The organism is Barnesiella sp. An22, from assembly GCF_963931395.1.
Classification (GTDB): domain Bacteria; phylum Bacteroidota; class Bacteroidia; order Bacteroidales; family Barnesiellaceae; genus Barnesiella; species Barnesiella merdigallinarum.
This window is the reverse complement of the sequence record NZ_OZ007014.1, coordinates 406,139-432,869: the sequence shown is the minus strand read 5'-3', so window position 1 is coordinate 432,869 and position 26,731 is coordinate 406,139. Positions and strand designations below refer to the sequence as shown.

Sequence of the window (26,731 nt, the reverse complement as noted above, 5' to 3'; positions counted from 1 at the left end):
GGGCAACGGACTCTCGGCAGGAGAGGCCCCCGAACCGGAAAGACTTTAAACCCGATACATAAGAAACCATACACGCATGACAAAACACATCACGATATTTCTATGGGCAGCCCTGCTTCTGGGGCTGCTCTCCTGCGGGCAAAATCCCGATTATGAACGTTCGGCCCAACAGCTGGCCGGGCGCCTGGTTCCGGGTCACGAAAAGGATTTCATCTTCACACTCGTGCCGGCCGAAAACGACTTCTTCGAACTGAAACAACACGGAGACCAAATAGAGATACAAGGAAATAATGGTGTCTCCATGGCGCGGGGGTTGAATCACTATCTGCGCCACTACTGCCATGCGTCTGTCTCCTGGTGCGGCAACAACCTCTCGGGCATACCCGACACATTGCCCCGGATTGCTTCGCCTCTACGCATCGAAGCCTCACAGCCCTTCAGATACTACCTCAATTATTGCACATACAGCTATTCCATGGCTTTTTGGGGCTGGGAAGAGTGGGAACAGGAGATAGATCGCATGGCTCTTCAAGGCATCAACCTGCCGCTCATGGCCGTCAACAGCCAATATGCCGTCTGGCAAAATACCCTCAAGCGTCTGGGATATACCGACGACGAAATCTTCGCCTTTCTTCCCGGTGCCGGGTACGAAGCCTGGTGGCTGATGGGCAACCTCGAGGGGTTCGGCGGACCGGTTTCGCAAGCCTTTATCGACCGACAGACCGACCTGCAAAAGAAGATGCTGCGCCGCATGCGCGAGCTGGGCATGCAACCCGTATTCCAGGGCTTCTACGGCATGGTACCCAACAGTCTGAAAGAGAAATTTCCCCAAGCCCACATTCTCGAGCAGGGCGAGTGGTGCACCTATCAGCGGCCCGCCTTCCTCGACCCCAACGACCCGCTGTTCGACTCGATAGCCGACATCTACTACGACGAGCAGAAGAGACTCTTCGGCGATGCCCTCTACTTTGCCGGCGACCCTTTTCACGAAGGCGGGCAGACCGAAGGCATCGACGTGAAAGCGGCTGCCACAAAGATACTGCAGGCCATGCGACGCATCTCGCCCAAGGCCGTGTGGATTCTGCAAGGCTGGCAACACAACCCCATGCCCAGCCTCATGGAGGGGCTGAAACAGGGCGATGCCATCATTCTCGACCTGATGGCCTGCGAACGACCTCAATGGGGAGGCATACCCAGTTCGATGTTCTATAAACCCGAAGGGCACATGTACCACAACTGGATCTGGTGCGCCCTGCCCAACTTCGGCGGCAAGACCGGGCTGCACGGCAAGATGAGCAGTTACGCCTCGGGCCCCGTATTCGCCAAACACCACCCGTTGGGGAAAAACCTGTGCGGCATAGGTGCAGCCCCCGAAGGTATAGGTACCATTCCTGTCGTATACGATATGGTCTACGACATGGCTTGGCGCAACGACAGCCTGAACGTGACCGACTGGTTGCGAGAGTATACACACTATCGGTATGGAGAGGCCGACTCGGCCTGCAACCGGGCCTGGGAGATACTGGCCCGAACCATATACGAATGTCACAACGAGGCCGGCGGCCCCGTAGAGTCGTACATCTGTGCGCGACCCGCCGATACCATCAAGCACGTATCGGCCTGGGGAAATGCCGAAATATTCTATGACCCCGACCAGGTGGTGACCGCCTGGGAAACGATGTATGCCTCGCGCAACAAGTTCCGTAACAGCGACACCTACCGCTACGACCTGGTAGACCTGACCCGCCAGGTATTGAGCGACTATCTGAAAGCGTTGCATCGCCAGGCGGTAGCTGCCTTCCAACACCACGATGCCCCCCGGTTCACCCGCCTGTCGGCCCGGATGCTCGACATCATCCGCGACGACGACCGGCTGCTCTCCACCCGCAAGGAATTTTATGTGGGCACCTGGATAGGCGAAGCCGAAAAGGCCGGTACCAATCCCCAGGAAAAGGCGCAGTTCGTGGCCAATGCCAAACGACAGATTACCACCTGGACCGATTACGATTCGAGCCTGCACGACTATGCCCACAAAGAGTGGGGCGGACTCATGCGCGACCTCTACCTGCCCCGCTGGGAGGCCTGGGTCAACTACAAACGGGCTTTGCTGAAAGGAGAGCCGGCCCAGGAGCCCGACTACTTCAGTCTGGAAAAGGCATGGGTAACCAACGACAAGTCATACAACGAAGGACCCTCGGGCGACTCCGTTGCCATTATCGAAGAGCTATACAAACAATACATTGGAGAGATACGTCAAACTTATAAAAATATTTAAAATTGCAAGATACCCGATGAGACATCAACCCCCTTATTCGTCTACTTTATAAACAAATAATCATTAACACCATAGAACACACATTATGTTACACAAAGTGCTTATATGCTCGTTGATGCTTGCTTCAAGCGCGACTTATTCACAGGCAGTCCAGAAACAGATTCCTCCTTACAAAAACCCCGATCTCCCTATCGAAGAGCGGGTGGAGGATCTGCTGGGCCGCATGACTATTGACGAGAAAATTGCCCAAATACGGCACATTCACTCGTCCGACATTTTCAACGGACAGGAGTTTGATCCTCAAAAACTCTCAAACAAAGCAGGCGACATCGCCTGGGGCTTTGTCGAAGGATTCCCCCTTACCGGCGACAACTGTGCCCGATACATGCGCCCCATACAGAAGTACATGGTCGAGGAGACCCGTCTGGGTATTCCCGTCTTCACCGTAGCCGAATCGCTGCATGGCGTGGTACACGACGGCAACACCGTCTATCCCCAGAACATCGCACTCGGCAGCACGTTCACACCACAACTGGCTCGTGAAAAGGCTCATCACATCGCAAACGACCTTCACAGCATGGGATTCAAACAAGTGCTGGCTCCCTGTATCGATGCCGTGCGCGACTTGCGATGGGGCCGGGTAGAAGAGTCGTATGGCGAGGACCCCTACCTGTGCGGCCTATTCGCTATCGAAGAGGTGGACGGATACCTCGAAAGCGGCATATCGCCCATGCTCAAACACTACGGGCCTCACGGCAACCCGCTGAGCGGTCTGAATCTGGCGTCGGTGGAATGCGGACTGAGAGACCTGCACGAGATTTATCTCAAGCCTTTCGAAATGGTGGTAAAGAACACGGGGATACTGGCCGTAATGTCGAGCTACAACTCGTGGAACCACGTGCCCAATTCGGCTTCGCACTATATGCTCACCGAAATTCTGCGCAATCAATGGGGATTCAAAGGGTATGTCTACTCCGACTGGGGTGCCATCGAAATGCTCAAAAGCATGCACCGCACGGCCCGCAACTCGTCCGAAGCCGCTATCCAGGCCATTACCGCCGGACTCGATGTCGAAGCCTCGAGCAACTGCTACCCCTTCTTGAAAAGTCTTGTCGAAAAAGGAGTCATCGACGAATCGGTCATCGACACGGCTGTACGCCGGGTCTTGTATGCCAAGTTTGCCTCGGGCCTGTTTGACGACCCCTACGGCAACCGATACGAACAGAACAAACGCCACACTCCCGAGAGCGTAAGGCTGTCGAAGGCCATCGCCGACGAATCGACCGTATTGCTGAAAAACGAAAACAACCTGCTGCCCCTCGACCCCAAACGCCTGAAGTCGATTGCCGTCATCGGCCCCAATGCCGACCAGATACAGTTTGGCGATTACACCTGGAGCCGCAACAACAAAGACGGCATCACTCCGCTGCAAGGTATCAAAAGCCGGGTAGGCAAAAACACCACCGTGCGCTACGCCAAAGGATGTAGCCTGGCTTCGCTCGATACATCGGGCATTGCCGAAGCCGTAGAAGCTGCCCGTCAAAGCGAGGTCGCCGTCATCTTCGGCGGCAGCACCAGTGCGGCTTTCGTACGCGACGGTTACAAAAATTCGACCTGCGGCGAGGGCTTCGACCTCAACGATCTGAACCTCACCGGAGCCCAGACCCAACTCATCCGTGCGGTATACGACACGGGTACCCCCGTCATTCTCGTACTGGTAACGGGCAAACCGTTTGCCATCGAGTGGGAGAAGAACAACCTCCCCACCATACTCGTGCAGTGGTATGCCGGTGAACAGGCCGGAAACTCCATCGCCGACATTCTGTTCGGCCGGGTAAATCCCTCGGGACGCCTTACCTTCTCCTTCCCCCGAAGCACCGGCCATCTGCCCGTCTACTACAACTACCTCCCCTCCGACCGAGGCTTCTACCACAATCCGGGCAGTTACGACGCTCCGGGCCGCGACTATGTATTCTCCTCGCCCACGGCGCTCTACTCCTTCGGATACGGTCTCTCCTACACGTCGTTTGTCTACAAGAATCTCACGACCGACCGCGATAAATATGGCTTGACCGACACCATCAAGGCTACCGTCGAGGTGAAGAATACCGGCAAACGCACCGGAAAAGAGGTGGTACAACTCTACGTGCGCGACAAGGTGAGCACCTATGTAACCCCGATAAGACAATTGCGCGACTTCCTGAAAATCGAGCTGAAGCCGGGCGAAAGCCGCACCGTACATTTGCAGGTTCCCGTAGCCGAACTCTATCTGGTCGATGAACAGAACCACCGATTTGTCGAACCCGGCGAATTCATCATCGAGGCCGGACAGTCGTCCGACAACATTATCCTGACGAAGAGCGTCGTCGTAGGCGAACCTTCGACCATCGGCGACGATGAAGTCGTAGTAGCCTATACCCCGAAAAGCTCACGTCAGATACAGGTAAAAGGCGAGGTACGCGACATACAGGCTACCCTCGTACCCGACATGCAGGTTATCGAGAAGAGCACGGGGAAAACCCTGGCCAAAACCGATGAACGCGGCAGATTCCAGGTAACGACCGGCAACCACGAGTTCCTGGTCTTCAAGAAATCGGGCTACCGCACTGCCGAAATCGAAGTGAACAACCGCAACGTCATCAACATGACCGTCAACTACGGAGAGGATTAACCCTTGTTTACCCACACATCCAACACGATAAAAACAGATATGAAGAAAATCATAATCGCTTGTCTGTGGTGCTGCATATCCCTGTTTGCGGGATATGCGGCGCAAGACACCCCGCTGAATATCACTCCTGCCCCTCAAGAGATGACCGTGAAAAGCGGCACTTTCGCCCTCACGCCTCAAACGTCGCTGGTCGTCGGCCGTACCCAACGGGCCGACCTGCAAAAGGTGGCCGCCTACTTTCAGGCCAAAATCAATCGAGCCACCGGCTACGACCTGGCTATCAAAAACAGCGGCAACCACAACTGCATCTCGCTGCAGATAGACCGCTCGCTGAAACTGGGCGACGAAGGCTACCGGTTGAGCGTCACCCCCAAGCGGGTACAGGTCAAGGCCCGCACACCGCAAGGTCTCTTCTACGGCATGCAGTCGGTCATGCAGCTGCTCCCTCCCCAAATCGAGAGCGAGCAACCTGTCGACGGTATCGACTGGACAATGCCCTGTGTCGAAATCGGTGACGAACCGGCCTACGGCTACCGCGGCATGATGCTCGACGTGTGCCGCCACTTCCACGACGTGGAATTCGTCAAGAAACAGCTCGACATCATGGCCATGTTCAAGATGAACTATTTCCACTGGCACCTCACCGACGACCACCTCTGGACCATCGAAGTAAAGAGATACCCCCGCCTCACCGAGTTAGGTTCGGTACGCCACAATGCCGACGGCTCCATACACCGGGGATTTTATACGCAAGAGCAGATTAAAGAGGTAGTCGCCTATGCGGCCGACCGCTTCATCACCGTCATCCCCGAGATTGAGTTGCCGGGTCACGCCCTGGCCGCCCTCACCGCCTACCCCGAATACTCCTGTACCGGCGGCCCGTTTGAGCTGCGCAACAAGTGGGGCGTGGAAGACAACGTCTATTGTGCCGGCAACGACAAGACTTTCGAATTTCTCGAAAACATTCTCGACGAGGTGATTCCCCTCTTCCCGGGCAAATATGTACACATCGGTGGCGACGAATGCCCCAAAAAGAGATGGGAAGCCTGCCCCAAATGCCAGAAACGTATCCAAGATGAAAATCTGAAAGACGAACACGAACTGCAAAGCTACTTTATCCACCGCATCGAGAAAATCATTCTCGAACACGGCAAGGCCATGATTGGCTGGGACGAGATACTCGAAGGCGGACTGGCCCCCTCGGCTACCGTCATGTCGTGGCGGGGCGAAGAGGGCGGTATCGCAGCCGCTTCGATGGGACACGACGTGATTATGACCCCCTCGCCGTGGCTCTATGTCGATGCCGGTCAAGGAGCCGTCGAGGCCGAGCCCATCGCCATCAAGTTTGCCATCATGCTCGACAAAATCTACAACTACGACCCCTCGTCCGAAAAGATTCCCGAGAACCTGCGCCACCATGTACTGGGCGCCCAGTGCAACATGTGGACCGAATATGCCGTCACGCCCGACTATACCGAGTATCTGCTCTACCCGCGCATGCTCGCTCTGGCCGAACTCGACTGGACTCCCAAAGAGAAAAAGGACTATAACTCGTTTGCCCGTCGCCTCGACTCGCAACTGGTACGGCTCGACATGCACCACATCAACTACCACATTCCCCTGCCCGAAGGGCCCATGGCCAACCGCATCGCCTTTACCGACCAGACGACACTGACCTTCCACAACAGCCGCAACTACCCCATGGTCTATACTACCGATGGCAGCGAACCGCAGGCCGGGTCGACCCGATATGAGAATCCGTTGACCTTCGACCGCAACACGACCTTGAAAATCGCTACGCTGCTCCCCTCGGGGAAATTGAGTACGACCCGTACCCTCGAGGTGGTTCGCGAGCCGCTCATGCCGGCAACCGACCAGGCTACCCAACCGGGTATCGAACGGCGACGCACCGAAGGTAACCTCTACTTTGTAAAAGACTTAGAGGGGGCCTACTGGACCGAGCCTCAAGTGGTCAAGGATTTCAGCCTCAAGACCAGTGGCGACGAAAAGGGGGCCTACTGCTACACGGGCTACTTCGAAGTCCCGGCCGACGGTATCTACTACTTCTCTTCCGAGATGGACGAACTGCAAATCGACGGACGGGTGGTCATCAGCAACGACGGCCGACTCGTGCGCCACTCGCACACCCGCAACTCGGTAGCCCTGCAAAAGGGCAAACACGCTTTCCGACTGCTGATGATCAACAACAACATCGGCGGCTACCTGCGTGCCTGGAACAACAAAGGGTTTATATTCGCACCCGAAGGTGGTACGTTGGCCCTGCCCGACCCGGCTACACTCTCTCACTAATCATAAAATCGGCAATTAAAAAAAGAGCGGGGAACCAGCGATGGCTCCCCGCTTTTCATAACGAGTCGGTTCGACACTGCCGCCTGTCGAAAACTTTGTTTTCGCTCTCGTCTCTTGTATCTTTGAATAAGACAGGAGGCGGTTCAGCATAAAAATCAAGTAAACTTGTTTTTCTACTTTCGCCTTTTCGTATCTTTGTAAAAAATAGCAGGCTATGAAGAAAGATAACTATTCACGCAAGGTCCCCGGCTGGTTCAAGGTGTTGATACTGATAACGGCTCTGCCGATTTTCGCCTGGCCCTGGTTGATGAGTCGGGCCACGTCGGCCTTTACCGAGAGCGGTATGGACGACAGTCTGCCGTGGACATTTGTCATGCTTATGCCCCTTTACGTCGTGCTCTCCACCTGGATCAGTTACCGGGTCTATGCCTCCCGGCCCGAGGTGTCGTGGATTTTGCAGGCATTGCAAATTCTGGTCTATATAGCCTTGGCCATACTGGTAGCATAGCACTGAGGCCCATGACTTAAGGATTATAAAGGTCGGGGTTGGAGAAGTTGATAATCTCCATCACCATTTCGTAGGCCTGACGAGCCGGACTCTCGGGATTGATTTCGGTCGCTTTCAAATAATTCTCAATCGCCAATTTCCAGTTCCCCTGTTTCCAGAAGAGGGCCCCTTTCAGGTAATAGGCCCCATCGTCCTGCGGGTCGCAAGCCAAGCGTTCTTCGAGGTGAACGAGTGCCTTCTCCAACTCGTTTTCACCAATCATTCGATTTATATCTTCTATTGAAATCATATCCATTCCAAATTATTGTGTAACAAAGATAGTGAAAAGCACTGCAATGGCAAAAAGAGGACAAAGTTTCGCTCTTGCTTTTGCCGAATGGCTACACGACCCTTATCCTGGGTATGAACAACTGCGACAGTGGAACTCACGGAATTAAAAATCGCACAATCGCTATCTATTTAAAAGATAACGGAATTGAGATTAGAAAGTAAAAAGGGTGTCAATATAAAAAATTGATGTACCTTTGCCCCCGAAATTCTAACACACAAAAAACTATGTCTACTTATACCGAAGATACTCGTAAAGTAACGACTCACCGCCTGATGGAGATGAAGCTCCGCGGCGAAAAGATTTCGATGTTGACCGCCTACGATTTCTCTATGGCGACTCTTATAGACCAGGCCGGTATCGATGTCATTCTGGTTGGCGACTCGGCTTCCAACGTGATGGCGGGCAATGTGACCACGCTGCCCATCACCCTCGACCAGATGATTTATCACGGCAAGTCGGTGGTACGTGCCGTCAAACGGGCGCTGGTGGTTGTCGACATGCCCTTCGGGTCGTACCAGGGCAACTCGAAAGAGGCTGTGGCCTCGGCCATCCGCATCATGAAGGAGACGCACGCCGACTGTGTGAAGATGGAGGGCGGAGCCGAAATACGCGAATCGGTAGAGCGCATACTCAGTGCCGGTATCCCCGTGATGGGTCACCTGGGCCTCACACCCCAGTCGATCAACAAATTCGGCACCTATACCGTACGTGCCCGCGAAGAGGCCGAAGCAAAAAAACTGATCGAGGATGCCCATCTGCTCGAGGAAATCGGCTGCTTTGCCCTCGTACTCGAGAAGATTCCCGCCACGCTGGCTACCCGCGTGGCCGAGGAGCTGACCATCCCCGTAATCGGTATCGGTGCCGGTGGCGGTGTAGACGGCCAGGTGCTCGTGATGCACGACATGCTGGGTATCAACAAAGGGTTCTCGCCCCGCTTCCTTCGTCGGTATGCCGACCTGAGCACTACCATCACCGAAGCGGTTCAGGCCTATATAAAAGATGTAAAGACGCGCGACTTCCCCAACGAGAAGGAGCAATACTAAAAACGGAAACGCAAAAGGAGTTGTGTCGCAGGGCACAGTTCCTTTTTGCTTGACCGGGGGCCATGTGGCCCGAACCGCAAACGGCACCGGCACAACCACCTGCCGTCACAACCGAAGGCCGGTTACCGGCGCTCACCCCCTGCAAACTCCAGCCCAGCCACAAATCGGGGCATGGACAAGAAGACATTCATCACACCATTTGCCAGATAGTATCTTATGATCAAGAACCGTAATCTTTCACTCGACCTGTTGCGGGTCATTGCCTGTTACCTGGTCATGCAACAACATGCCAGCGAGTATTACTACATTGGCGACCAACTCAGTGTCGTCACCGGTAGCAACACCTTCTGGATAGGTATCATCACCTCGCTATGCCGCACGTCGGTACCCCTGTTTGTCATGCTGTCGGGATTTCTGCTGCTCCCGATGCAAGACTCCATCTCCCGGTTCTTCCGCAAGCGGTTCACCCGCATCGTCTACCCCTTTGTCGTCTGGTGCGTCATCTACGCCATCTACTTCATGGCTACACGGGGCGAGTCGGTGGGCGACCTGGCTCTGCACATCCTGCACATCCCCGTCAACTTCGGGTGCGAGATAGGCCATCTGTGGTATATCTACATGCTCATCGGGCTCTACCTGGTTGTCCCCATCATCTCGCCCTGGCTCGAACGGGCCGGCAAACGCGAGCTGGAAGGCTACCTGGCCCTGTGGACTCTCACCACCTTCCTCCCCTACATACACCTGGCCTACCCCGAAGTGCTGGGCGAGGCCTTCTGGAACGACACCCCCCTGCTCTACTACTTCACCGGATTTATCGGCTATTTCATTCTGGGGTATTACCTGCGAAGATACGGCTACCCCTCGGCACTCCTCTCGTGGGTATTGCTCGTGGCGGGTTATGCCGTCACGGCCGGCCTCTTCTGCGCACGCATCGATACCGTAGCCACCATTCCCGAGCTGGAACTCAGCTGGCGCTTCTGTACCGTAAACGTACTGATGATGTCGTTGGGACTCTTCTCGCTCATCGGCCGGCTGAAACTGAACGGGCAAAGCCGGGGGGCGCAGCTCCTCACCGACATCTCGGTCAAAAGCTACGGTATGTACCTGGCCCACATCATCGTGCTCAACTTCTACTACGACCTGATTCACCCCCTTGCCCAGGCAGCCTACATAGCCATACCCCTCATAGCCGTGTGCACCTTCGTCACCGTCTACCTGCTGGTGAAGGTGATAGCCTGGCTGCCCAAGAGCAAATACATCATCGGATAAGGCCGTCGGGGACCCGACACTACTTCGAGCCCGACTGCTCCTGCGCCTTGAGCAGATCTCTGATTTCGGTCAGCAGTTTCACCTCGGCCGAAGGTTCGGGCGGCGTAGCAGCCGCCTGAGCTTGCGCCTGCGCCTTGCGTTTGGCCGTGAGCCGCGTGATGAGTTTGATGAAGAGGAAAATCGAGAAGGCGATAATCAGGAAGTCGAACGTCATCTGCAGGAAGTTCCCGTAGTTAAGCGTCACGGCCGCCTGTTCCACGCCGTTGACCTCGCGCGGCGCCTTCAGCACCCACTTCAGGTCGGTGAAGTTGACACCCCCTACCAGCACACCCAGGAGCGGCATGATAATATCGGCCACCAGCGAAGAGACAATTTTGCCGAAAGCCCCCCCGATAATCACACCCACGGCCAAGTCGATGACGTTGCCACGCATCGCAAAGTTTTTAAAGTCGGTCCAAAAAGAACTTTTCATAATGGTACATTTTAGTATTACAGATAGATTACTCACATTCAAGGATATGCAAATAAAGAAATTTTTCTTTTATTTTCACATTCGCATACATTGTATTCAAAAAAAATATATACCTTTGCAGTGCAATTTTAGGAGCAAAGTATAAAATTATGAAATATAAAATTGCCTTTTTGCTGGTTTTGCTTGCCCTGATGAGCAGTTGCGCCACTCCATGCGGTTGTTAAACAATATGGCAAGAGCAAATGTTTTTAAGGCAGCGGGTCGGAAAAGAGAAAAAACGCGAGACATTATTTTTATTCAATAAACACTTAAAGTTTTATTACAATGATTAAAGTAGGTATCAATGGTTTTGGCCGCATCGGACGTTTCGTTTTCCGTGCAGCACAAACAAGAAACGACATCCAGATCGTAGGTATTAACGACCTTTGCCCGGTTGACTATTTGGCATACATGTTGAAATACGACACGATGCACGGTCATTTCGATGGCACGATCGAGGCTGATGTTGAGAAAAGTCAATTGATCGTAAACGGTAAAACGATTCGTGTTACCGCCGAAAAGAACCCTGCCGACCTGAAATGGAACGAGGTAGGTGCTGAATATGTAGTAGAATCTACCGGTCTCTTCCTGACCAAAGAAAAAGCTCAAGCTCACATCCAAGCTGGTGCCAAATATGTAGTTATGTCGGCTCCTTCGAAAGATGATACCCCCATGTTCGTTTGCGGTGTAAACGAGAACACTTACGTTAAAGGTACTCAATTCGTATCGAACGCTTCTTGTACGACCAACTGCTTGGCTCCTATCGCCAAAGTATTGAACGACAAATTCGGTATCCTCGATGGTCTTATGACGACGGTTCACTCGACGACGGCTACTCAAAAAACCGTTGACGGTCCTTCGATGAAAGACTGGCGTGGTGGTCGTGCCGCTTCGGGCAACATCATCCCCTCTTCGACGGGTGCTGCCAAAGCCGTAGGTAAAGTTATTCCTTCGTTGAATGGCAAACTGACCGGTATGTCGATGCGTGTTCCGACTCTGGATGTTTCGGTTGTTGACTTGACGGTTAACTTGGCTAAACCGGCTACTTATGCCGAAATCTGCGCCGCTATGAAAGAGGCTTCGGAAGGCGAACTGAAAGGTATCCTCGGTTACACCGAAGACGCAGTTGTATCTTCTGACTTCCTGGGCGATACTCGTACTTCGATCTTCGATGCCAAAGCTGGTATCGCTTTGACCGACACGTTCGTAAAAGTTGTTTCTTGGTATGACAACGAGATCGGTTACTCGAACAAAGTTCTCGACCTGATCGCTCACATGGCTAAAGTAAACGGCTAATCATTATCCACACGATAATACATAAGAAGAGGCCGACCCAAAAGAGATTTTTTGAGGTCGGCCTCTCGATGTTTTATAGAAACTATAATCGGCTGCCACTTGAAAAAATTGCAGCCGATTTGTTTTTCTTTCGCTGAAGAGTCTTTTTGAGACTTATAACGATTACTGGCATCGGTATGAAGCGGTATTGACCACCTATATGGTAGCATAGAGAGGCTTCCAACCCGCCATTCTCCCTGAAAGGATTGCCGAGTACTTCCTGAGGTTATGCGCAAGCGCAACAAGCCCAAACTCAACTCTCACTTTCCTGTTTGATTTGAGCCGGAAGCGCCTGAAGCCGTGATTGAACTTGATGTCTCCGAAGACGGCCTCAGGTTCGATGGGCCGGTTCCTGCGGTGGTTCATCCCGCGTTCGCTGGTGAGCAGCTCCCTTGCCTGTCTCTTGAACCTGTTGGCCGTGTGGTTGACCTCGATGGCCCTCTTGTCTGACCTGCCTTTGTAGCACATTCCCCTGAGCGGGCATCCCTTGCAGTTGACGGCCCTGTACACGGCCACTTCCGACCTGTAGCCGAGATCCGTAACGGGGTGTCGCGTGCCGCTCCTCTCCAGATGCTGCCCCATCGGACATACATAGTAGTCCTCTCCGGCGTTGTAGTACATGTTCTGGACGAGGAAACTATTGTCGGCATACCCGCGTTTCGTCTCGGCGTGGAACATGTTGTACTTGACATAGGCATCTATCCCGCCGCTCTCCATATACGCATAGTTTGCTTCGTTGCCGTAGCCGGAGTCTGCCACGACCTCATCGCTCTGTGTCCCGTATCTCTCCCTGAAGGAGTCCAGAAACGGTATCAGCGTACCCCAGTCCGTGGGCCTCCAGTAGATGCCGTAGTTGGTTATGAACTGGTTCTCTGTCGCTATCTGCACGTTGTATCCCGGCTTGGTCTGGCCGTTGTTCATCGCGTCCTCCTTCATCCTCATGAAGGTGGCGTCAGGGTCCGTCTTGCTGTAGCTGTGCCTCTCGCCCATGGTCTCCAGTTGACTCTCGTACGACGCCAGCTTCGGAAGGGACTCCTCCTTCACCTTCTCCACGCTCCTGCGCAGCTTCCTGTCGCTGATACCCTGTTCGTCCATTTTCCGGAGTATCCTTTCGGTTCGCTCCGGCAGCTCCTCTATGCAAGGCTCTTCCGCAGAACATTCTCCGGCCTCCGCCGCCAGGACCGACTCCGCCGCCTTCAGCACCGCGTCAACCCGGGCCTCCAGCTTCGCCTTGTTCTTTTCGACGCTGCCCTTCCACACGAAGGTGTACTTGTTTGCCACGGACTCTATCTTCGTGCCGTCTATATACTGGACCTTCAGCGAAACCAGCCCCTCCTCGTTCATCATGACCACGGTCTGGCGGAACAGCTCCTCGAAGCGCCCGTCGCTCAGGCGCTCGCTGCGGAAGCGGTTTATCGTGCGGAAGTCCGGACGGGACATCCCCGAGAGCCACATGTAGTTCACGTTCTCGTGCAGCAGACGCTCCATCCTGCGCCCCGAATAGACGTTACACATGTATGAATACACGATTACCTTCAGGAGCATGCGGGGATGAAAGCTGCTGGTACCCCCTCCCTTGTAGGTGGACTCTATCCCCGAGATGTCAAGCCTGTCTATTATCGCGCTGACTGTCCTTACCGGATGATTTTCAGGAATCAGTTCGCTCAATGACGGAGGAAAAAGAAGACTGTCGTTTTGATTATAAGTTTTATATATTATCATTATCTTTGCACTCATGGTAAATGATTGATTATCTTTTTGTTCCGTACCTTAAATATAATAAATCTTTACCATAAAAACAACGGTTATCTTCTTTATTTTCAAGAGGATAACCGTTAATTTTTTTGCCTTATGGAAATGCCAAAAGATAATGAAAAAGGGTAACCCGTTCTGTCTTTATTGACTTTTGGGTCACCCCCTTCTTCGTCTCAATCCGACAGGTACACCCTCGCCATATACCCTTGAAGGCATCCTTCTTTGTGCCACGCCACACCTCTCGGATTTACCGGTCTCACACATATACAACACCATAGCTCGACAAAAAGTTATTCAGCACGGGCAGTATTTCGCCCACGGCCTTGCCCATGTTGCCGGTTACCCGCACCGGCATATCGGTGTACTGCGGCTCGATGCCGCAAATCATCGATACCGCCCGATGCTCTCGCTCGGTCAGCCCAATCTCACACATCAGCATGTAGGCCACGCCGTCAAACTCGATTTCGGCCTCGTGCCGTACCCGCTTGCGCGGTGCCTCGTCGCGCTCGTAAGCCACCAGCCAGTACGATGCCGCCAAGGCGGCCAAAGCCGGTGCTTCCCATTCGATTGTCTTCATTGTTGCTTGCTCCTTTCCTTCGACGCCACTCTGCCAGGGTATATTCACACTGCTTTTACCTGTTTTGCCCGTGTATCTCTTCCCTCTGTTTATAAATTACATAGGTAATATACCCCGGCAGAGTGTTATCAAATATGTTAATTATTAGCCTATTATTTCGTTTATTCAAAAAAAGTTCCTACCTTTGCATGTGGTAATAACACCACACAAATATACAACTCAAAATCGCATTATGCAAATTATTAAAGGTAATTTTACCATATAAATTTTATACGGCCATGAGCAACGACGATAAAATTATCAGAATCAAAGCGTTAATAGACGACCAGGGAATCACCCAGTCGGAGTTTGCCAAACGCATTGCCATCGATGCTTCCAACTTTTCGAAGCACCTGACCGGCAAATTACCCATCAGCGACTCGCTCATCAACAAAATCGTAGTCGAACTGGGCGTCTCGAAGGAGTGGCTCTGCTCGGGCAACGGCCCCATGTACGCCTCGACCAGCTCTACAACCAACGACGTGCACAACCACATACGCACCCTCACCCTCCCCTCGGGAGCCATCGTACCCGAGGTGCGCAATGGCGCCAAGGTATACGGGCTCGACGTCACAGCCGGCAACCTGGGGCGTGACCGCATGTTTACCGACGACCTGGTCATCGGCAGCATCGACGTCCCATTCATCAACCCCGATTGCAGCATCGTCAAGGTAAGCGGAGACAGCATGAAGCCGGTTATCAACAATGGAGACATGATTGCCATTCGCGAAATCAAAAATCCCAACCTCATCTTTTGGGGCCAAATCTACGTCGTACTGCTCGAAGACTACCGCATGGTCAAGTATGTGCGCAAGCACGAGAACCCCGACCAGGTAATCCTGCGCAGCGAAAACAAAGAATATGACGACATCGAAATCGAGAAGCGCGACATCTGCGACCTCTTCATCGTCGAGAATATCATACGCATCGACAATCGCATATAAGATGCAGTAAAGAAAAAAAATACCAATATCAACGCCAACGAAACATTACCGAGAAATATGCTGACCTTGAAACAAGTAATCGTGGAATCGCACGACGACCTCGAGATATGGTCGTCGATTACCGTGTGGGAGGGTGCACGGCAGGAGCTGGTTATCCAGCTGGAATTTACCGACTATGACGACCCGGACCGAGAGACTAAGACATCTGCCACACTCGACCGGGACGAGGCTGCTACCCTGGCCAAACATCTGCACATCACCACCGAGGCTCTACCCCAGGCCCTGTTCGACAGGTATGGCGACACCTCCAATCTGGCGGTACCGTCGGAGGTCGAAGCTCTGTTCCAGGAGATACTCAACTTCATCCTCGACCACGGCGCCCGCTATCGCCTCACCCAGGAGTAGCCCTGCCATCCCCCCGGGGGAGTGAACGGCCTGCCACACACCGGCAACGCTACGAAGCACTACACCGGGGAACCCTATTTTACCCACTCTTTTACAGCAGACAGAGGGACGGGGCAGCATAGCCAAAATTGAAAACTATGCGTCCCTATTTGTCCAGACCCTCATCTTTTAGTATCTTTACGCCCGAATGACGAGAGGTTTATATCAGGAATGAAACAGTTGCTATACATCGCTTTACTACTGTTCTCCGGCCACAGCGTGCTGGCGGCTTCCTACACCTGCCACACCGAGGCGGGCGAGCTGCAAAGTCATATCCCGACCTCCGGCGAGTCGGTCACCCAACTGACCGTCACGGGCACACTCGATGCCCGCGATTTCGCCTACATGGGCGACTCGCTCACCAACCTGAACCTCATCGACCTGGAGGGCTGCACGATTGCCGCCTACGAAAGCCGCGATACCTATCTGGGCAACCAGGCGCGTTTCGAAGCGCACACCCTGCCGGCGCACACCTTTCTCGGATTCCAGAAACTGACGATGGTAAAACTACCAAAAGGCACACAAGTCATCGGCGAGGCCGCCTTTGCCGGATGCCCGGCCCTCACCACCATCGTCTGGGGCGAGCAGTTGCGCAGCATCGGCGACCTGGCTTTCTCGGGCTGCCCGGCACTCGACACCCCGCTGCCTGCCACGTTGCGCAGCATCGGCGAATACAGTTTTGCCGGATGCACCGCCTATACCGAACTGAACCTCGAAAGCGCTCCGCTAAAGTCCATCGGAGCCAACGCCTTCGCCGGCTGTACCCGCCTGGCGGCTATCGCCTTACCAGCTTCGCTGCAAACCATTGGCGACCGTTGCTTTGCCGGCTGCTCGGCCCTCACGGCCATCGCCCTGCCCGCAGCGCTGCAATCGCTGGGTGAAGGTTGCTTCGCCTACTGCACCTCGCTCTCGCAGGTCGATATGAAGCGTATCCTGCTCACCTCGATTCCGGCCTATGCCTTCGACCACTGTACAAGCCTCACGTCGCTGCATACCCCAGCCATGACTGAAGAAATTGGCGAAGGGGCCTTCTACTACTGCACCTCGCTGCTCGACTGCACGCTACCTACCCGACTGCGCGAGATAGCCGACTATGCCTTTGCCGGATGCAGCCGGATGGAACACCTCTCGTTCCTGCCCGAAGGGCTCGAGCGGATAGGCCGGTGGCCCTTCTACGGCATGCGACAACTCTACTCGGCCACGATACCCTCGACCGTCACCTACATCGGCGACCACGCCTTCGACAGCTGTACCCGCCTGGCCGCCGTCATGGCCTACCCCACCGAGCCCCCGGCACTGGGCGAGGAGGTATTCCTCAACGTGCAGCAAGCCGACTGCGCGCTGGGAGCTCCCGACGAGAGCATAGAGCTCTACCGCAACGCTCCGCAGTGGCAGGAGTTCGACATCAGGCACTTCTCCAACCGGGAAGAGATAGCCGACGACCACACCTTGCAAGTCTATTTCGAACACGAAATACTCCGGGTCAAAGCCTCCGACCCCATGCGACAAATCGCCCTCTACACCCTCGACGGGCGCGTTGTACACCGGGAGGAGGGCGAGACCTACGAGTGGGCCATCGACACCCGCTCATACACAGGACCGATATTTGTCCTGTCCATACAAATGCAATCGGGAGAGTACCGCCACCTGAAGGTGGGACGAAACCGGTAATCGACCGCCAGGAACAAAGATGAAATTTCGACTATGGGAAAAAATAAACTGAAAAAATTCGACGATCTGCAGGGATACCCCCACGTGTTCCAATACCCCTTCGGCCTGTTGCAGGAGAAAGGATTCGAAATACAGGGCAAATGGGGCGAAACCTTCTTCAAGAACGACAACCCCATCGTGCTCGAGCTGGGTTGCGGCAAGGGCGAATATGCCGTAGGGCTGGCCCGTCGCTTTCCGCAAAAGAACTTTATCGGCATCGACATCAAGGGGGCCCGCATGTGGAGCGGTGCCAAACAGGCGCTCGAGGAGGGGATAAAGAATGTAGCCTTCCTGCGGACCAACATCGAGCTGATCGACCGCTTCTTCGGCCCGGGCGAGGTGTCGGAAATCTGGATTACCTTCCCCGACCCGCAGATGAAGAAGGTGCGCAAGCGGCTCACCTCGACCCGCTTCATGGCGCTCTACCAGCAGATACTCACCCCCGACGGGCTCATCCACCTCAAGAGCGACAGCCCCTTCATGTATACCTACACCTGCGAAATGGTGAAGGCCAACGGCTACCCCGTGCAGGTGGCTACCGACGACCTCTACCACTCGGGCATCGCCGACGACATTCTCGAGATAAAGACCTTCTACGAGCAACAGTGGCTCGAGCGGGGCATGAACATCAAGTACATCCGGTTCGTATGCCAGCCGCGCGAACAATTTGTCGAGCCCGACGTTGATATTCCCTACGACACCTACCGGAGTTTCAACCGGGGGAAACGCAGCGGCAAGCAGAGCAGTCAAGACGATACGACAACGAAATAACTTATATATCATGCAGCTATATCCTAAACTGATACTCGACGCACTGGCCAAAGTGCGTTATCCCGGCAACGGAAAAGACCTCGTCGCCAACGGCATGATCGAGGACGACATCCGCATCGACGGCAACAAGGTGAGCTTCTCCATCATCTTCGAGAAGCCCAACGACCCCTTCATCCGCTCGGTCGTGAAGGCGGCCGAAACGGCTATCCTCACCTTCATCAGCCCCGATGTCGACATCAAGGGCAACATCAACGTCAAGAGCAAACAGGTGGCCCGCCCCAACCCCGAGAACCCGCTCCCCGGCGTGAAGAACATCATCGCCGTGTCGTCGGGCAAAGGCGGCGTGGGCAAGTCGACCATCGCCTCGAACCTGGCCGTGGCTCTGGCTCGCCTGGGCTACAAGGTGGGTCTGCTCGACGCCGACATCTTCGGCCCCTCGGCCCCCACGATGTTCGACATCGAAGATACCGACGTCTACACCGAGAATATCGGCGGCCGTGACCTCATTCTGCCCGTCGAACGATACGGGGTGAAGATTCTCTCCATCGGCTTCTTCGTGCGCAAGAACGACGCCGTATTGTGGCGGGGCGGCATGGCCAGCAACGCCCTGAAGCAACTCATCACCGATGCCGCCTGGGGCGACCTCGACTACTTCGTGCTCGACCTGCCGCCGGGCACCAGCGACATACACCTCACCCTGGTGCAGACCCTCGCCATCACCGGGGCCATCGTGGTCACCACCCCGCAGGAGGTGGCTCTGGCCGATGCCCGCAAAGGCATCAGCATGTTCACCGGCGACAAGGTGAATGTGCCCATTCTGGGTCTGGTCGAGAACATGAGCTGGTTTACCCCGGCCGAACTACCCGAGAACAAATACTACCTCTTTGGCAAGGATGGCGGCAAACGGCTGGCCGAAGAGGCCGGCGTGCCTCTGCTGGGGCAGATTCCCATCGTGCAGAGCATCTGCGAAAGCGGCGATGCCGGGCACCCCGTAGCCCTCGACGATTCGGTCACTGGGCTCGCCTTCAAACGTCTGGCCGAGGAGGTAGTAAAGGCTGTCGACGAGCGCAACGCCACCCGCCCCTCGACCCAGCGGGTAGAGGTTCACAAGTAGACATACTCCCACACAAGGTTACTCCCATAAGGCAGAGAGCCGCCGCGAAACATGCTTCGCAGCGGCTCTCGCTCTTTTTATTTCGTTTTGGAGGGTTATACCTCACCGGCCAGCAAACGCGCTACTGTGGCCGGATAGAGCTCGTGCTCGGCCGCATGGACCAGCGTGAAGAGCTCGTCGAGGTCGTGCCCCTCGTAGGGAACGGCACGCTGGGCAATGATGCGCCCGCCGTCGACCGTCTGGTCCACGTAGTGAATGGTCACGCCAAAGACCTTCACCCCATAGTTCAAAGCCTGCTCGACGGCCCGGGCCCCGGGGAATGCCGGCAGCAACGAGGGGTGTATGTTGATGATGCGACCACCGTAGCGCGACAGCAGCGTGTCGGCCACGATGCGCATGTAACCGGCCAGACACACCAGGTCGACACCGGCCTTGTCGAGACGGTCGGCAATGGCACCCTCCATATCGGCTTTCGAGGGGTAGGATTTGGGTTGGAAGGCAAAGGTCTCCACCCCGTGACGGGCGGCCCGTTCGACTACGGCAGCCGCCGGCTTGTCGCAAACCAGCAGAACCACCTCGGCCGGAATACGGCCCGACTCGCAGGCCGTTACAATCGCCTCGAAGTTGGTACCGGTGCCGCTGGCAAATATAGCAAGACGTTTCTTTTGAGACATGACACAATTCTTTTTATCACAGGTTTACAAACAGACATGGCGCCCAAAGGCCGGTATCACCGCCGCTTCGAGCGCCATGGTATAGGTTACACAGAGAGCGGGCCAATTACTTTACCTCCCAGGTCTCTCCGTTCAACAGGAACTCACGCAGCGAATGGTAAGGCACCTTGCCGGTTACCTCTTTCACCTGGCGGGCCACCTCCTGGTCGTAGGCCGGAGCCTCGACATTGCGTATCACGCCGATGGCCAGCGGCAGTTCGTGACCGTCCATCATGGCCAGACTCTGGTGCATGAAGTTGTCGGGCAACTTGGCATCGTGTACCAGAATGTCGTCGAGTGTCACACCGTTCTCGCCGATGGTCACCGCCTTGAGCTTGTAACCGTCGAGCACGAGACCTCGGTTGTGGTCCTTGCCGAAAATCATCTTCTCGCCATGGCGCAGATGGATGGTGCGGTCGGCCCGGAACTCCTTGTCGGCCACATAGCTGTGGATGTTGTTGTTGAAGATGACGCAGTTTTGCAACAACTCTACCACCGAGGTTCCCTTGTGGCGGGCAGCCTCGACCAGCACCTCCTGCGAAACCGACAGCTCTACGTCGAGCGAACGGGCAAAGAAGGTACCGCGGGCACCAAACACGAGCTCGGCCGGGATGAAGGGGTCTTCTACCGTGCCGTAGGGCGACGACTTGGTCACAAAACCACGGTCGCTCGTGGGCGAATACTGCCCCTTGGTAAGGCCGTAGATCTTGTTGTTCATCAGCACCACGTTGATGTCGACATTCCGGCGCACCGAGTGGATGAAGTGGTTACCGCCGATAGCCAGGCAGTCGCCATCGCCCGAAATCTGCCATACGGTCAGGTCGGGGTTGGCCGTCTTCACGCCGGTAGCGATGGCAGCGGCACGGCCGTGAATGGTGTGGAACCCGTAGGTATTCATGTAGTAGGGCAGACGCGACGAGCAGCCGATACCCGAAACCACTACGGTCTTGTGGGGCGGTATGCCCAGCGTGGCCATGGCTTTCTGCAGCACGTTCACGATCGAGTGGTCTCCGCAACCGGGACACCAGCGCACATACTGATCGCTCTTATAATCTTTTGCCGTATATTCCTTTTGTTCTTCCATGTCTTATTCCTCCAAAAGCTTTGTAAAATGGTCAATCAACTCGCTCTCCATAAACGGTTGGGCCTGTATCTTGTTGTAACGCAGGAAGGTCTTGCCGGGGACTTTACCCGAGAGGTAAGCCGCAAACTGACCGTTGTTCAGCTCGCACACAACCACCCGTTTGTACCGGCGGAGCACCTCCTCGGTATTCAGGGGCAGAGGATTGATATAGTTGAAGTGGGCGAATGCCACCGGTTTGCCCTGGGCATTCATGGCCTCGACGGCCGAATAGAGGTGGCCGTAGGTGCCGCCCCAGCCCACTACCAGCAGCTCGGCATCGGGGTTACCCTGCACCTGGAGCAACGGCAGGTCGTTGGCAATGTTGTCGACCTTTTGCTGGCGGGCACGCACCATCTTCTCGTGGTTGGCCGGGTCGGTAGAGATGGCGCTGGTCTTCCAGTCTTTCTCCAGTCCGCCCAGGCGGTGCATGAAGCCTTCGACGCCCGGACGTGCCCAGAAGCGTACCGAACGCTCGTCGCGGTCGTAGGGTTTCCAGGCGCCCAGTTGTTCGGGCTTCACGTAGTTGGGTTTTATTTCGGGATACTCGTCCATGTCGGGGATACGCCAGGCCGAAGAGCCGTTGCCGATGAAACCGTCGGTGAGCAGGATGACGGGCGTCATGTGCTCCAGAGCGATCTTGGCAGCCTGGAAGGCCATGTCGAAGCAGTTGGTCGGAGTCGAAGCAGCCACGACCACAACCGGGCTTTCGCCGTTACGGCCGTAGAGAGCCTGCAACAGGTCGGTCTGCTCGGTCTTGGTGGGCAGACCCGTCGAGGGACCGCCGCGCTGTACGTCGATAACTACCAGCGGAAGCTCCGACATCACGGCCAGACCGATACCCTCGCTCTTCAAGGCCAGACCGGGACCCGAGGTCGAGGTCGCTGCCAGATTCCCGGCAAACGCGGCACCGATGGCGGTGCAGACACCGGCAATCTCATCCTCGACCTGAATGGCTTTTACACCCAGGTCTTTGCGTTTGGCCAGCTCGTGCAGAATGTCGGTGGCGGGGGTGATGGGATAACTGCCCAGGAAAAGGGGCAGACCCGATTTCTCCGAAGCGGCAATCAAGCCCCAGGCGGTGGCGGTGTTGCCGTTCACGTCGGTATAGATACCGGGGCGCACCTGTGCCGACTCTACCCGATAGGTCGATACCGAGGCGTGTATGTTGTGGCCATAGTTGTAACCGTCGCTCATCACCTTGGCATTGGCCTCGTAGATGGCCGGTTTCTTGGCAAACTTATTCTTCAGCAAATGTTGTGCCTGCTCCAGCGGACGGTCGAACAACCAGCAGACGAGACCCAGCGCAAACATGTTTTTGCACCGCACGATCGACTTGTTGTCGAGACCCGAGTCGGCCAACGAACCCTTCACCATCTGCGTAATGGGCACCGGCACAATCTGTGCATGCGAAAGTCCGGCCTCCTTGATGGGGTCGTCGGTCTGGAAAGCCGCCTTCTCCAAATCGCTGGCGCGGAAGCTGTCGGAGTCGATGATGACCACTCCGCCTCTCTTCACATGACGGGCATTCGTCTTCAAGGCTGCAGGGTTCATGGCCACCAACACATCGGCCAAGTCGCCCGGCGTGTGAACACCCCGTCCTATATGAACCTGAAAACCGGATACTCCACCCAGTGTGCCTTGCGGAGCCCGAATCTCTGCCGGATAATCGGGGAAGGTCGATATTTCATCTCCCATACCGGCCGAAACATTGGAAAAAATATTTCCGGCCAACTGCATGCCATCGCCCGAATCGCCGGAAAATCGTACCACGACTTCTTCCAATACTTTCACTTTCGTTTTTTCTGTCATGTTTACGTTACATTTTTAATTCAACAGAGCTGTTTTTGATTTTATATTAAAATCATTTTGACAAAGATAGTGTTTTTTTGTAAGCATTTGAAATATTTTCATAGAAATATGTAAGCAACCTTACCTCTTTCTATTTAAAACATGGCCATGAAAAGTGCCATATCGTAATAGGGCAACCCCAGACGTATGCTCAGCTCCTTGTGAGTGAGCTTCCCGCCAAACAGATAGACGGCATTGCGCAGCCGGTCGTCCGACTTGATGTGGCCGTAGAGCATGGCGGGGTCGTTGAGCGAAATGAGCAGGGGCACCAGCAGGTTGCTCAGGGCCATCGAAGCCGTCCGGGCCACGGCACTGCTCACGCTCGAGAGGCAGTAGTGCAGCACGCCGCACTGTTCGTACACCTTGTTGCACGGGGCCTCGCTGCAACTCGAGGTTTCGAAACAGCCCCCCTTGTCCATGCAGAGGTCGAAGAGCAGGGCGCCCCGCTTCATCATCTCGACATAGTTCATGCCCAGCCGTCCTTGGTCGGGCACCTCGGTACCGATAACCACATCGGCCGAGCGCATGGCATTCTCCAGCACATGCGGGTGCAGGTTCGAAGTAAAGACCGAGGGGCTCACCTCAAGCTGGGTAGCCCGCAGGCGATAGAAATCGTTGTCGAAGACGCGCACCAGTGCCCCCAGTCCGCAAGCCGCACGGGCTGCTGCACGGCCGGCCAAGCCGCCGCCGATAATCAGCACCTCGGAGGCAGCCACACCGGGCACACCACCCAGCAAAACCCCTTTGCCGCCACTGCGGTTGCTCAGCAGCTCCGAGGCCAGCACGATGGCGGCACGGCCGTCAATCTCGTCGAGAATATCGGCAAAGAGATAGCGCCCCTGCTCGTCGGTCACCCGATCGATGGCCACGGCGGTCACCTTCTTCTGCATCAACAGTTTGACAACCGAAGCCGACTGATACTGAGGTTGCAGCAGGGTGAGCAGGAACACGCCCGGCCGAATCAAGGCCGCCTCTTCCCCGTTCAGCGGGGTAATCTTGAGCACCACATCGCACTGGAACACCTCGGCGGCATCGACCGCCTGAGCTCCCGCTTCGGTGTAGTGCAGGTCGCTGTATTTGATACCCTCGCCCGCGCCGCGCTCGATGAGCACCACAAATCCCTCCCGGGTGAGCAGCGCCACCCCCTCGGGGGTGAGGGGGAATCGTTTCTCCCCGCCGTTATGTTCGGCCGGCAACCCGACAGACAACCGACGGTTGCCCGACATCACACCCAGCAACTGTTCCTGAGGAGCCATTCCTACATTCAAACTACCCGCCATAGCTTTTTCTGTTTAATTAGATTTATCGGTACTAATATACAAATATCCTTGATAAAACGGTTCGGCCTGCCCGGTTTATTCGGCAGACTCATCGCCGGCCTCTCCCCGCATCAGTTGCGAGAGCCGCTGCACCGCCTCGTCGACCGAATGGGTCGACTCGTACTGCTCGGCATCGAAGGTGTAATCGGCCTGCCGATAGTAGGGCTCGCGCTGCGCCAGCATCCCGGCGATGCAATCGTCCAGCTCTTCGGCCGTCTTGCCGGCCACCAGGGGCCGCTTGACCCGCGCCCGCAACAACCGCCGGCACAACGTCGGTATCGAAGCCGACAGATAGACCGTGACACCCCGACTGCGCATATACTCCATATTGTCGAAGAAGCAGGGGGTACCCCCGCCCGTCGCCACCAACACGTTGTCGAACTCGGCCACCTCGTGCAGCATGCGTCGCTCGATGTCGCGGAATCCCGCTTCGCCCCGCTCGGCAAAGAGGTCGGAGACCCGCTTGCGATACCGGGCCTCGATATAGGCGTCGAGATCGATGAACTCCACATCGAGGAGCTGAGCGGCCCGCCGGCCCAGGGTGGTCTTGCCGGCTGCCATATATCCCACTAAAAAAACAGGCTTCATGGTTGTTGGGTATAAGATAGAGTATCGGTATTCATGCCGGGGTCCGCCTCGACGGCCAGTTCGCCACCGGTCACCAGAGCCCGATGCTTGGCCCGCCACGTCTCGCCGAACTGGCTGAACTCGAACCCGGCCAGGCTCTCGGTGAGCATCTGCCGGTCGGCCTCCTTCACCGGCAGCCCCGCGATAAACTCGAGTGCCTTCTCCCGCCCCTCGAGGCCCGACAGCAGCACGGCCTTGTTGAGCAGATAGTCCAGGTTGGCTGGCTCCTCCTTCAAATACGATTCGTAGAGCACCAGTGCCTGCGACAACTGGGCACGGGCATCGGCCTCGTCGCCCCGGTCGTAGGCGATGAATCCCTTCACCGTATAGAAATAGGCCTTCAAACGGTTCTTCCCGTCGGGTCCTATCTTCTCGATAGCGGTGGTCGCCGTGCGGTAGGCACTGTCGGGGAGCCACAGATTCAACTCGTTGAGCACCTTCCCGAAGTAGACGTCGATATTTCCGTCGTCGGCCTCGAGAGCCTGTTCGAGCAACCCCTGGGCTACCCTGCAATCGGCGATGGACACTCCGTCGCCCGAGAGCATCGATACCGCCTCTTCATACAGGCGGGTGCTCTCCTCCCGGTCGCTTTTGCCGGGGGCACAGGCAACGAGCCCCCACAAAACGGCCCCCACGATACCACACATGACGATTTTTCTCATCTTCATTTCCTCCATTCACGGCACCCGTTCCGGCTCCAAGACCGGGCTGCCGGATTGCGATTGCCGCACTAAGCCGTGTAAAGATACGATAAATTTCCCTATTTTTGCACCAGACAACCAAATGAGATTTCAATTATGGCCAAATACAAATACTATGTCGTGTGGGAAGGTCGGGCCCGGGGCATCTTCGACTCGTGGGAAGCGTGCAAAGAGCAGGTCGACAACTTCAAAGGAGCCAAGTACAAAAGTTTCGACAGCCTCGAAGCGGCCACCGAAGCCTTCCGCAATATCCCCGACGACTTCTCGGGCGTCTTGCGCAAAATAGGTGAACGCTCGCGCGACAAGCTCGAAGCTCCCCGACTCAGTCCCGAGGTCATTGCCGACAGCCTGGCCGTCGATGCCGCCTGCAGCGGAAATCCCGGCCACATGGAGTATCGCGGTGTCGACACGAAATCGGGCATCGAGCTCTTCCACGTGGGCCCCATGATGCAGGGCACCAACAACATAGGTGAGTTTCTGGCCCTCGTTCACGGGCTGGCCTATCTGCACCAGCGCGGCTCTGCCATCCCCGTCTACTCCGACAGCCGCAACGCCATCGCCTGGGTGCGGCAAAAGAAGTGCAAGACCAAACTGACCCAAAACGCCGTCAACGCCCCCATCTTCAACCTCATCGCCCGGGCCGAACGATGGCTGCAGACCCACACCTACACCAACCCCATCATCAAATGGGAGACCGAGCGGTGGGGCGAAATCCCGGCCGACTTCGGGCGCAAATAGACCCTCTCGATTATTTTTTTCATTCCTATAAAAACTACCAGGGCTGCCTCGCATG

23 protein-coding genes are annotated in these 26,731 nt (G+C 55.6%); 13 read left to right on the top strand and 10 right to left on the bottom strand.

The window, feature by feature from the left end; genetic code table 11:
* The first annotated feature begins 76 nt into the window (after positions 1 to 76).
* From ABGT88_RS01735 to ABGT88_RS01720, 4 genes are all read left to right on the top strand, one after another.
* Positions 77 to 2,275 carry an alpha-N-acetylglucosaminidase gene (locus tag ABGT88_RS01735; RefSeq protein ID WP_346700070.1) on the top strand — a complete coding sequence of 733 codons (2,199 nt, stop codon included), beginning with the start codon at positions 77 to 79 and terminating at the stop codon, positions 2,273 to 2,275.
* Between the two features lie 85 nt (positions 2,276 to 2,360).
* Positions 2,361 to 4,946 (top strand): glycoside hydrolase family 3 C-terminal domain-containing protein, encoded by a 2,586-nt coding sequence (locus tag ABGT88_RS01730; protein WP_346700068.1) that lies wholly within the window; start codon positions 2,361 to 2,363, stop codon positions 4,944 to 4,946.
* 39 nt (positions 4,947 to 4,985) lie between these two features.
* A complete protein-coding gene (locus ABGT88_RS01725; RefSeq protein WP_346700066.1) occupies positions 4,986 to 7,256 on the top strand; it encodes a family 20 glycosylhydrolase in 2,271 nt (756 codons plus the stop codon).
* 214 nt (positions 7,257 to 7,470) lie between these two features.
* Positions 7,471 to 7,764, top strand: coding sequence for a hypothetical protein (locus ABGT88_RS01720; protein ID WP_087409388.1), 294 nt, complete (start codon positions 7,471 to 7,473; stop codon positions 7,762 to 7,764).
* Between the two features lie 16 nt (positions 7,765 to 7,780).
* Here ABGT88_RS01720 and ABGT88_RS01715 read toward each other — a convergent pair whose 3' ends face one another.
* Positions 7,781 to 8,053: a c-type cytochrome biogenesis protein gene (locus ABGT88_RS01715; protein ID WP_241147860.1), complete on the bottom strand. Its 273-nt coding sequence runs from the start codon at positions 8,051 to 8,053 to the stop codon at positions 7,781 to 7,783.
* A gap of 266 nt (positions 8,054 to 8,319) precedes the next feature.
* On the opposite strand from ABGT88_RS01715, the gene panB reads away from it, so the two are divergent.
* Both panB and ABGT88_RS01705 read left to right on the top strand, forming a co-directional pair.
* Complete coding sequence (gene panB, locus ABGT88_RS01710; RefSeq protein WP_087409387.1) at positions 8,320 to 9,138, top strand: 3-methyl-2-oxobutanoate hydroxymethyltransferase; 819 nt, start codon at positions 8,320 to 8,322, stop codon at positions 9,136 to 9,138.
* A 216-nt stretch (positions 9,139 to 9,354) separates the two neighbouring features.
* Positions 9,355 to 10,407: an acyltransferase gene (locus ABGT88_RS01705; protein ID WP_087409386.1), complete on the top strand. Its 1,053-nt coding sequence runs from the start codon at positions 9,355 to 9,357 to the stop codon at positions 10,405 to 10,407.
* Between the two features lie 19 nt (positions 10,408 to 10,426).
* Here the strand turns inward: ABGT88_RS01705 and mscL are convergent, their stop codons facing one another.
* Positions 10,427 to 10,882 (bottom strand): large-conductance mechanosensitive channel protein MscL, encoded by a 456-nt coding sequence (gene mscL / locus ABGT88_RS01700; protein WP_346702798.1) that lies wholly within the window; start codon positions 10,880 to 10,882, stop codon positions 10,427 to 10,429.
* 321 nt (positions 10,883 to 11,203) lie between these two features.
* Between mscL and gap the strand changes: the two genes are divergently transcribed.
* Positions 11,204 to 12,214 (top strand): type I glyceraldehyde-3-phosphate dehydrogenase, encoded by a 1,011-nt coding sequence (gene gap / locus ABGT88_RS01695; RefSeq protein WP_025278431.1) that lies wholly within the window; start codon positions 11,204 to 11,206, stop codon positions 12,212 to 12,214.
* A 195-nt stretch (positions 12,215 to 12,409) separates the two neighbouring features.
* Here gap and ABGT88_RS01690 read toward each other — a convergent pair whose 3' ends face one another.
* Both ABGT88_RS01690 and ABGT88_RS01685 read right to left on the bottom strand, forming a co-directional pair.
* Complete coding sequence (locus tag ABGT88_RS01690; RefSeq protein WP_346700064.1) at positions 12,410 to 13,990, bottom strand: IS1182 family transposase; 1,581 nt, start codon at positions 13,988 to 13,990, stop codon at positions 12,410 to 12,412.
* Between the two features lie 274 nt (positions 13,991 to 14,264).
* Positions 14,265 to 14,585, bottom strand: coding sequence for a hypothetical protein (locus ABGT88_RS01685; protein WP_346700062.1), 321 nt, complete (start codon positions 14,583 to 14,585; stop codon positions 14,265 to 14,267).
* 278 nt (positions 14,586 to 14,863) lie between these two features.
* Between ABGT88_RS01685 and ABGT88_RS01680 the strand changes: the two genes are divergently transcribed.
* The 5 genes from ABGT88_RS01680 to ABGT88_RS01660 all read left to right on the top strand — a co-directional run bounded on the left by ABGT88_RS01680 (position 14,864) and on the right by ABGT88_RS01660 (position 19,607).
* Positions 14,864 to 15,568, top strand: a complete 705-nt coding sequence (locus ABGT88_RS01680) for a S24 family peptidase (RefSeq protein ID WP_346700060.1) — start codon at positions 14,864 to 14,866, stop codon at positions 15,566 to 15,568.
* A 57-nt stretch (positions 15,569 to 15,625) separates the two neighbouring features.
* On the top strand, positions 15,626 to 15,973 hold the full coding sequence (locus ABGT88_RS01675; protein ID WP_346700058.1) for a hypothetical protein: 348 nt from the start codon (positions 15,626 to 15,628) through the stop codon (positions 15,971 to 15,973).
* 210 nt (positions 15,974 to 16,183) lie between these two features.
* Positions 16,184 to 17,683, top strand: coding sequence for a leucine-rich repeat protein (locus tag ABGT88_RS01670; protein ID WP_321584297.1), 1,500 nt, complete (start codon positions 16,184 to 16,186; stop codon positions 17,681 to 17,683).
* Between the two features lie 33 nt (positions 17,684 to 17,716).
* Positions 17,717 to 18,493, top strand: a complete 777-nt coding sequence (trmB, locus tag ABGT88_RS01665) for a tRNA (guanosine(46)-N7)-methyltransferase TrmB (protein ID WP_258327725.1) — start codon at positions 17,717 to 17,719, stop codon at positions 18,491 to 18,493.
* A gap of 10 nt (positions 18,494 to 18,503) precedes the next feature.
* The gene (locus tag ABGT88_RS01660; RefSeq protein ID WP_258327724.1) at positions 18,504 to 19,607 is read left to right on the top strand and encodes an Mrp/NBP35 family ATP-binding protein; all 1,104 of its coding nucleotides are present in this window, start codon (positions 18,504 to 18,506) and stop codon (positions 19,605 to 19,607) included.
* A gap of 95 nt (positions 19,608 to 19,702) precedes the next feature.
* On the opposite strand, the gene purN is transcribed toward ABGT88_RS01660, so the two are convergent.
* The 6 genes from purN to ABGT88_RS01630 form a co-directional block, all read right to left on the bottom strand.
* The gene (gene purN / locus ABGT88_RS01655; RefSeq protein ID WP_300132218.1) at positions 19,703 to 20,281 is read right to left on the bottom strand and encodes a phosphoribosylglycinamide formyltransferase; all 579 of its coding nucleotides are present in this window, start codon (positions 20,279 to 20,281) and stop codon (positions 19,703 to 19,705) included.
* A 106-nt stretch (positions 20,282 to 20,387) separates the two neighbouring features.
* Positions 20,388 to 21,404, bottom strand: a complete 1,017-nt coding sequence (locus ABGT88_RS01650) for a 2-oxoacid:ferredoxin oxidoreductase subunit beta (RefSeq protein ID WP_346700054.1) — start codon at positions 21,402 to 21,404, stop codon at positions 20,388 to 20,390.
* Between the two features lie 3 nt (positions 21,405 to 21,407).
* Positions 21,408 to 23,252 carry a 2-oxoacid:acceptor oxidoreductase subunit alpha gene (locus tag ABGT88_RS01645; protein ID WP_346700052.1) on the bottom strand — a complete coding sequence of 615 codons (1,845 nt, stop codon included), beginning with the start codon at positions 23,250 to 23,252 and terminating at the stop codon, positions 21,408 to 21,410.
* Positions 23,253 to 23,386: 134 nt separating this feature from the next.
* Positions 23,387 to 24,571 carry an alanine dehydrogenase gene (locus tag ABGT88_RS01640; protein WP_346700050.1) on the bottom strand — a complete coding sequence of 395 codons (1,185 nt, stop codon included), beginning with the start codon at positions 24,569 to 24,571 and terminating at the stop codon, positions 23,387 to 23,389.
* A gap of 75 nt (positions 24,572 to 24,646) precedes the next feature.
* Positions 24,647 to 25,198 carry a shikimate kinase gene (locus ABGT88_RS01635; RefSeq protein ID WP_298662233.1) on the bottom strand — a complete coding sequence of 184 codons (552 nt, stop codon included), beginning with the start codon at positions 25,196 to 25,198 and terminating at the stop codon, positions 24,647 to 24,649.
* Positions 25,195 to 25,905 (bottom strand): hypothetical protein, encoded by a 711-nt coding sequence (locus ABGT88_RS01630; protein ID WP_346700048.1) that lies wholly within the window; start codon positions 25,903 to 25,905, stop codon positions 25,195 to 25,197. The genes ABGT88_RS01635 and ABGT88_RS01630 overlap by 4 nt, the downstream gene beginning before the upstream one ends.
* 129 nt (positions 25,906 to 26,034) lie before the next feature.
* Between ABGT88_RS01630 and ABGT88_RS01625 the strand changes: the two genes are divergently transcribed.
* Entirely contained in the window at positions 26,035 to 26,676 is a 642-nt protein-coding gene (locus ABGT88_RS01625; RefSeq protein ID WP_087409372.1) for a viroplasmin family protein, read from the top strand.
* Positions 26,677 to 26,731 lie beyond the last annotated feature (55 nt).

What these genes read in the sequence shown, in the direction of transcription:
- ABGT88_RS01635 (WP_298662233.1), bottom strand. Translation starts at nt 25,198, where the DNA reads ATGAAGCCTGTTTTTTTAGTGGGATATATGGCAGCCGGCAAGACCACC.
- ABGT88_RS01690 (WP_346700064.1), bottom strand. Translation starts at nt 13,990, where the DNA reads ATGAGTGCAAAGATAATGATAATATATAAAACTTATAATCAAAACGAC.
- purN (WP_300132218.1), bottom strand. Translation starts at nt 20,281, where the DNA reads ATGTCTCAAAAGAAACGTCTTGCTATATTTGCCAGCGGCACCGGTACC.
- ABGT88_RS01680 (WP_346700060.1), top strand. Translation starts at nt 14,864, where the DNA reads ATGAGCAACGACGATAAAATTATCAGAATCAAAGCGTTAATAGACGAC.
- ABGT88_RS01630 (WP_346700048.1), bottom strand. Translation starts at nt 25,905, where the DNA reads ATGAAGATGAGAAAAATCGTCATGTGTGGTATCGTGGGGGCCGTTTTG.
- trmB (WP_258327725.1), top strand. Translation starts at nt 17,717, where the DNA reads ATGGGAAAAAATAAACTGAAAAAATTCGACGATCTGCAGGGATACCCC.
- ABGT88_RS01650 (WP_346700054.1), bottom strand. Translation starts at nt 21,404, where the DNA reads ATGGAAGAACAAAAGGAATATACGGCAAAAGATTATAAGAGCGATCAG.
- gap (WP_025278431.1), top strand. Translation starts at nt 11,204, where the DNA reads ATGATTAAAGTAGGTATCAATGGTTTTGGCCGCATCGGACGTTTCGTT.
- ABGT88_RS01640 (WP_346700050.1), bottom strand. Translation starts at nt 24,571, where the DNA reads ATGGCGGGTAGTTTGAATGTAGGAATGGCTCCTCAGGAACAGTTGCTG.
- ABGT88_RS01725 (WP_346700066.1), top strand. Translation starts at nt 4,986, where the DNA reads ATGAAGAAAATCATAATCGCTTGTCTGTGGTGCTGCATATCCCTGTTT.
- ABGT88_RS01705 (WP_087409386.1), top strand. Translation starts at nt 9,355, where the DNA reads ATGATCAAGAACCGTAATCTTTCACTCGACCTGTTGCGGGTCATTGCC.
- ABGT88_RS01720 (WP_087409388.1), top strand. Translation starts at nt 7,471, where the DNA reads ATGAAGAAAGATAACTATTCACGCAAGGTCCCCGGCTGGTTCAAGGTG.
- ABGT88_RS01730 (WP_346700068.1), top strand. Translation starts at nt 2,361, where the DNA reads ATGTTACACAAAGTGCTTATATGCTCGTTGATGCTTGCTTCAAGCGCG.
- ABGT88_RS01660 (WP_258327724.1), top strand. Translation starts at nt 18,504, where the DNA reads ATGCAGCTATATCCTAAACTGATACTCGACGCACTGGCCAAAGTGCGT.
- ABGT88_RS01735 (WP_346700070.1), top strand. Translation starts at nt 77, where the DNA reads ATGACAAAACACATCACGATATTTCTATGGGCAGCCCTGCTTCTGGGG.
- ABGT88_RS01685 (WP_346700062.1), bottom strand. Translation starts at nt 14,585, where the DNA reads ATGAAGACAATCGAATGGGAAGCACCGGCTTTGGCCGCCTTGGCGGCA.
- ABGT88_RS01715 (WP_241147860.1), bottom strand. Translation starts at nt 8,053, where the DNA reads ATGATTTCAATAGAAGATATAAATCGAATGATTGGTGAAAACGAGTTG.
- ABGT88_RS01675 (WP_346700058.1), top strand. Translation starts at nt 15,626, where the DNA reads ATGCTGACCTTGAAACAAGTAATCGTGGAATCGCACGACGACCTCGAG.
- ABGT88_RS01625 (WP_087409372.1), top strand. Translation starts at nt 26,035, where the DNA reads ATGGCCAAATACAAATACTATGTCGTGTGGGAAGGTCGGGCCCGGGGC.
- panB (WP_087409387.1), top strand. Translation starts at nt 8,320, where the DNA reads ATGTCTACTTATACCGAAGATACTCGTAAAGTAACGACTCACCGCCTG.
- ABGT88_RS01645 (WP_346700052.1), bottom strand. Translation starts at nt 23,252, where the DNA reads ATGACAGAAAAAACGAAAGTGAAAGTATTGGAAGAAGTCGTGGTACGA.
- ABGT88_RS01670 (WP_321584297.1), top strand. Translation starts at nt 16,184, where the DNA reads ATGAAACAGTTGCTATACATCGCTTTACTACTGTTCTCCGGCCACAGC.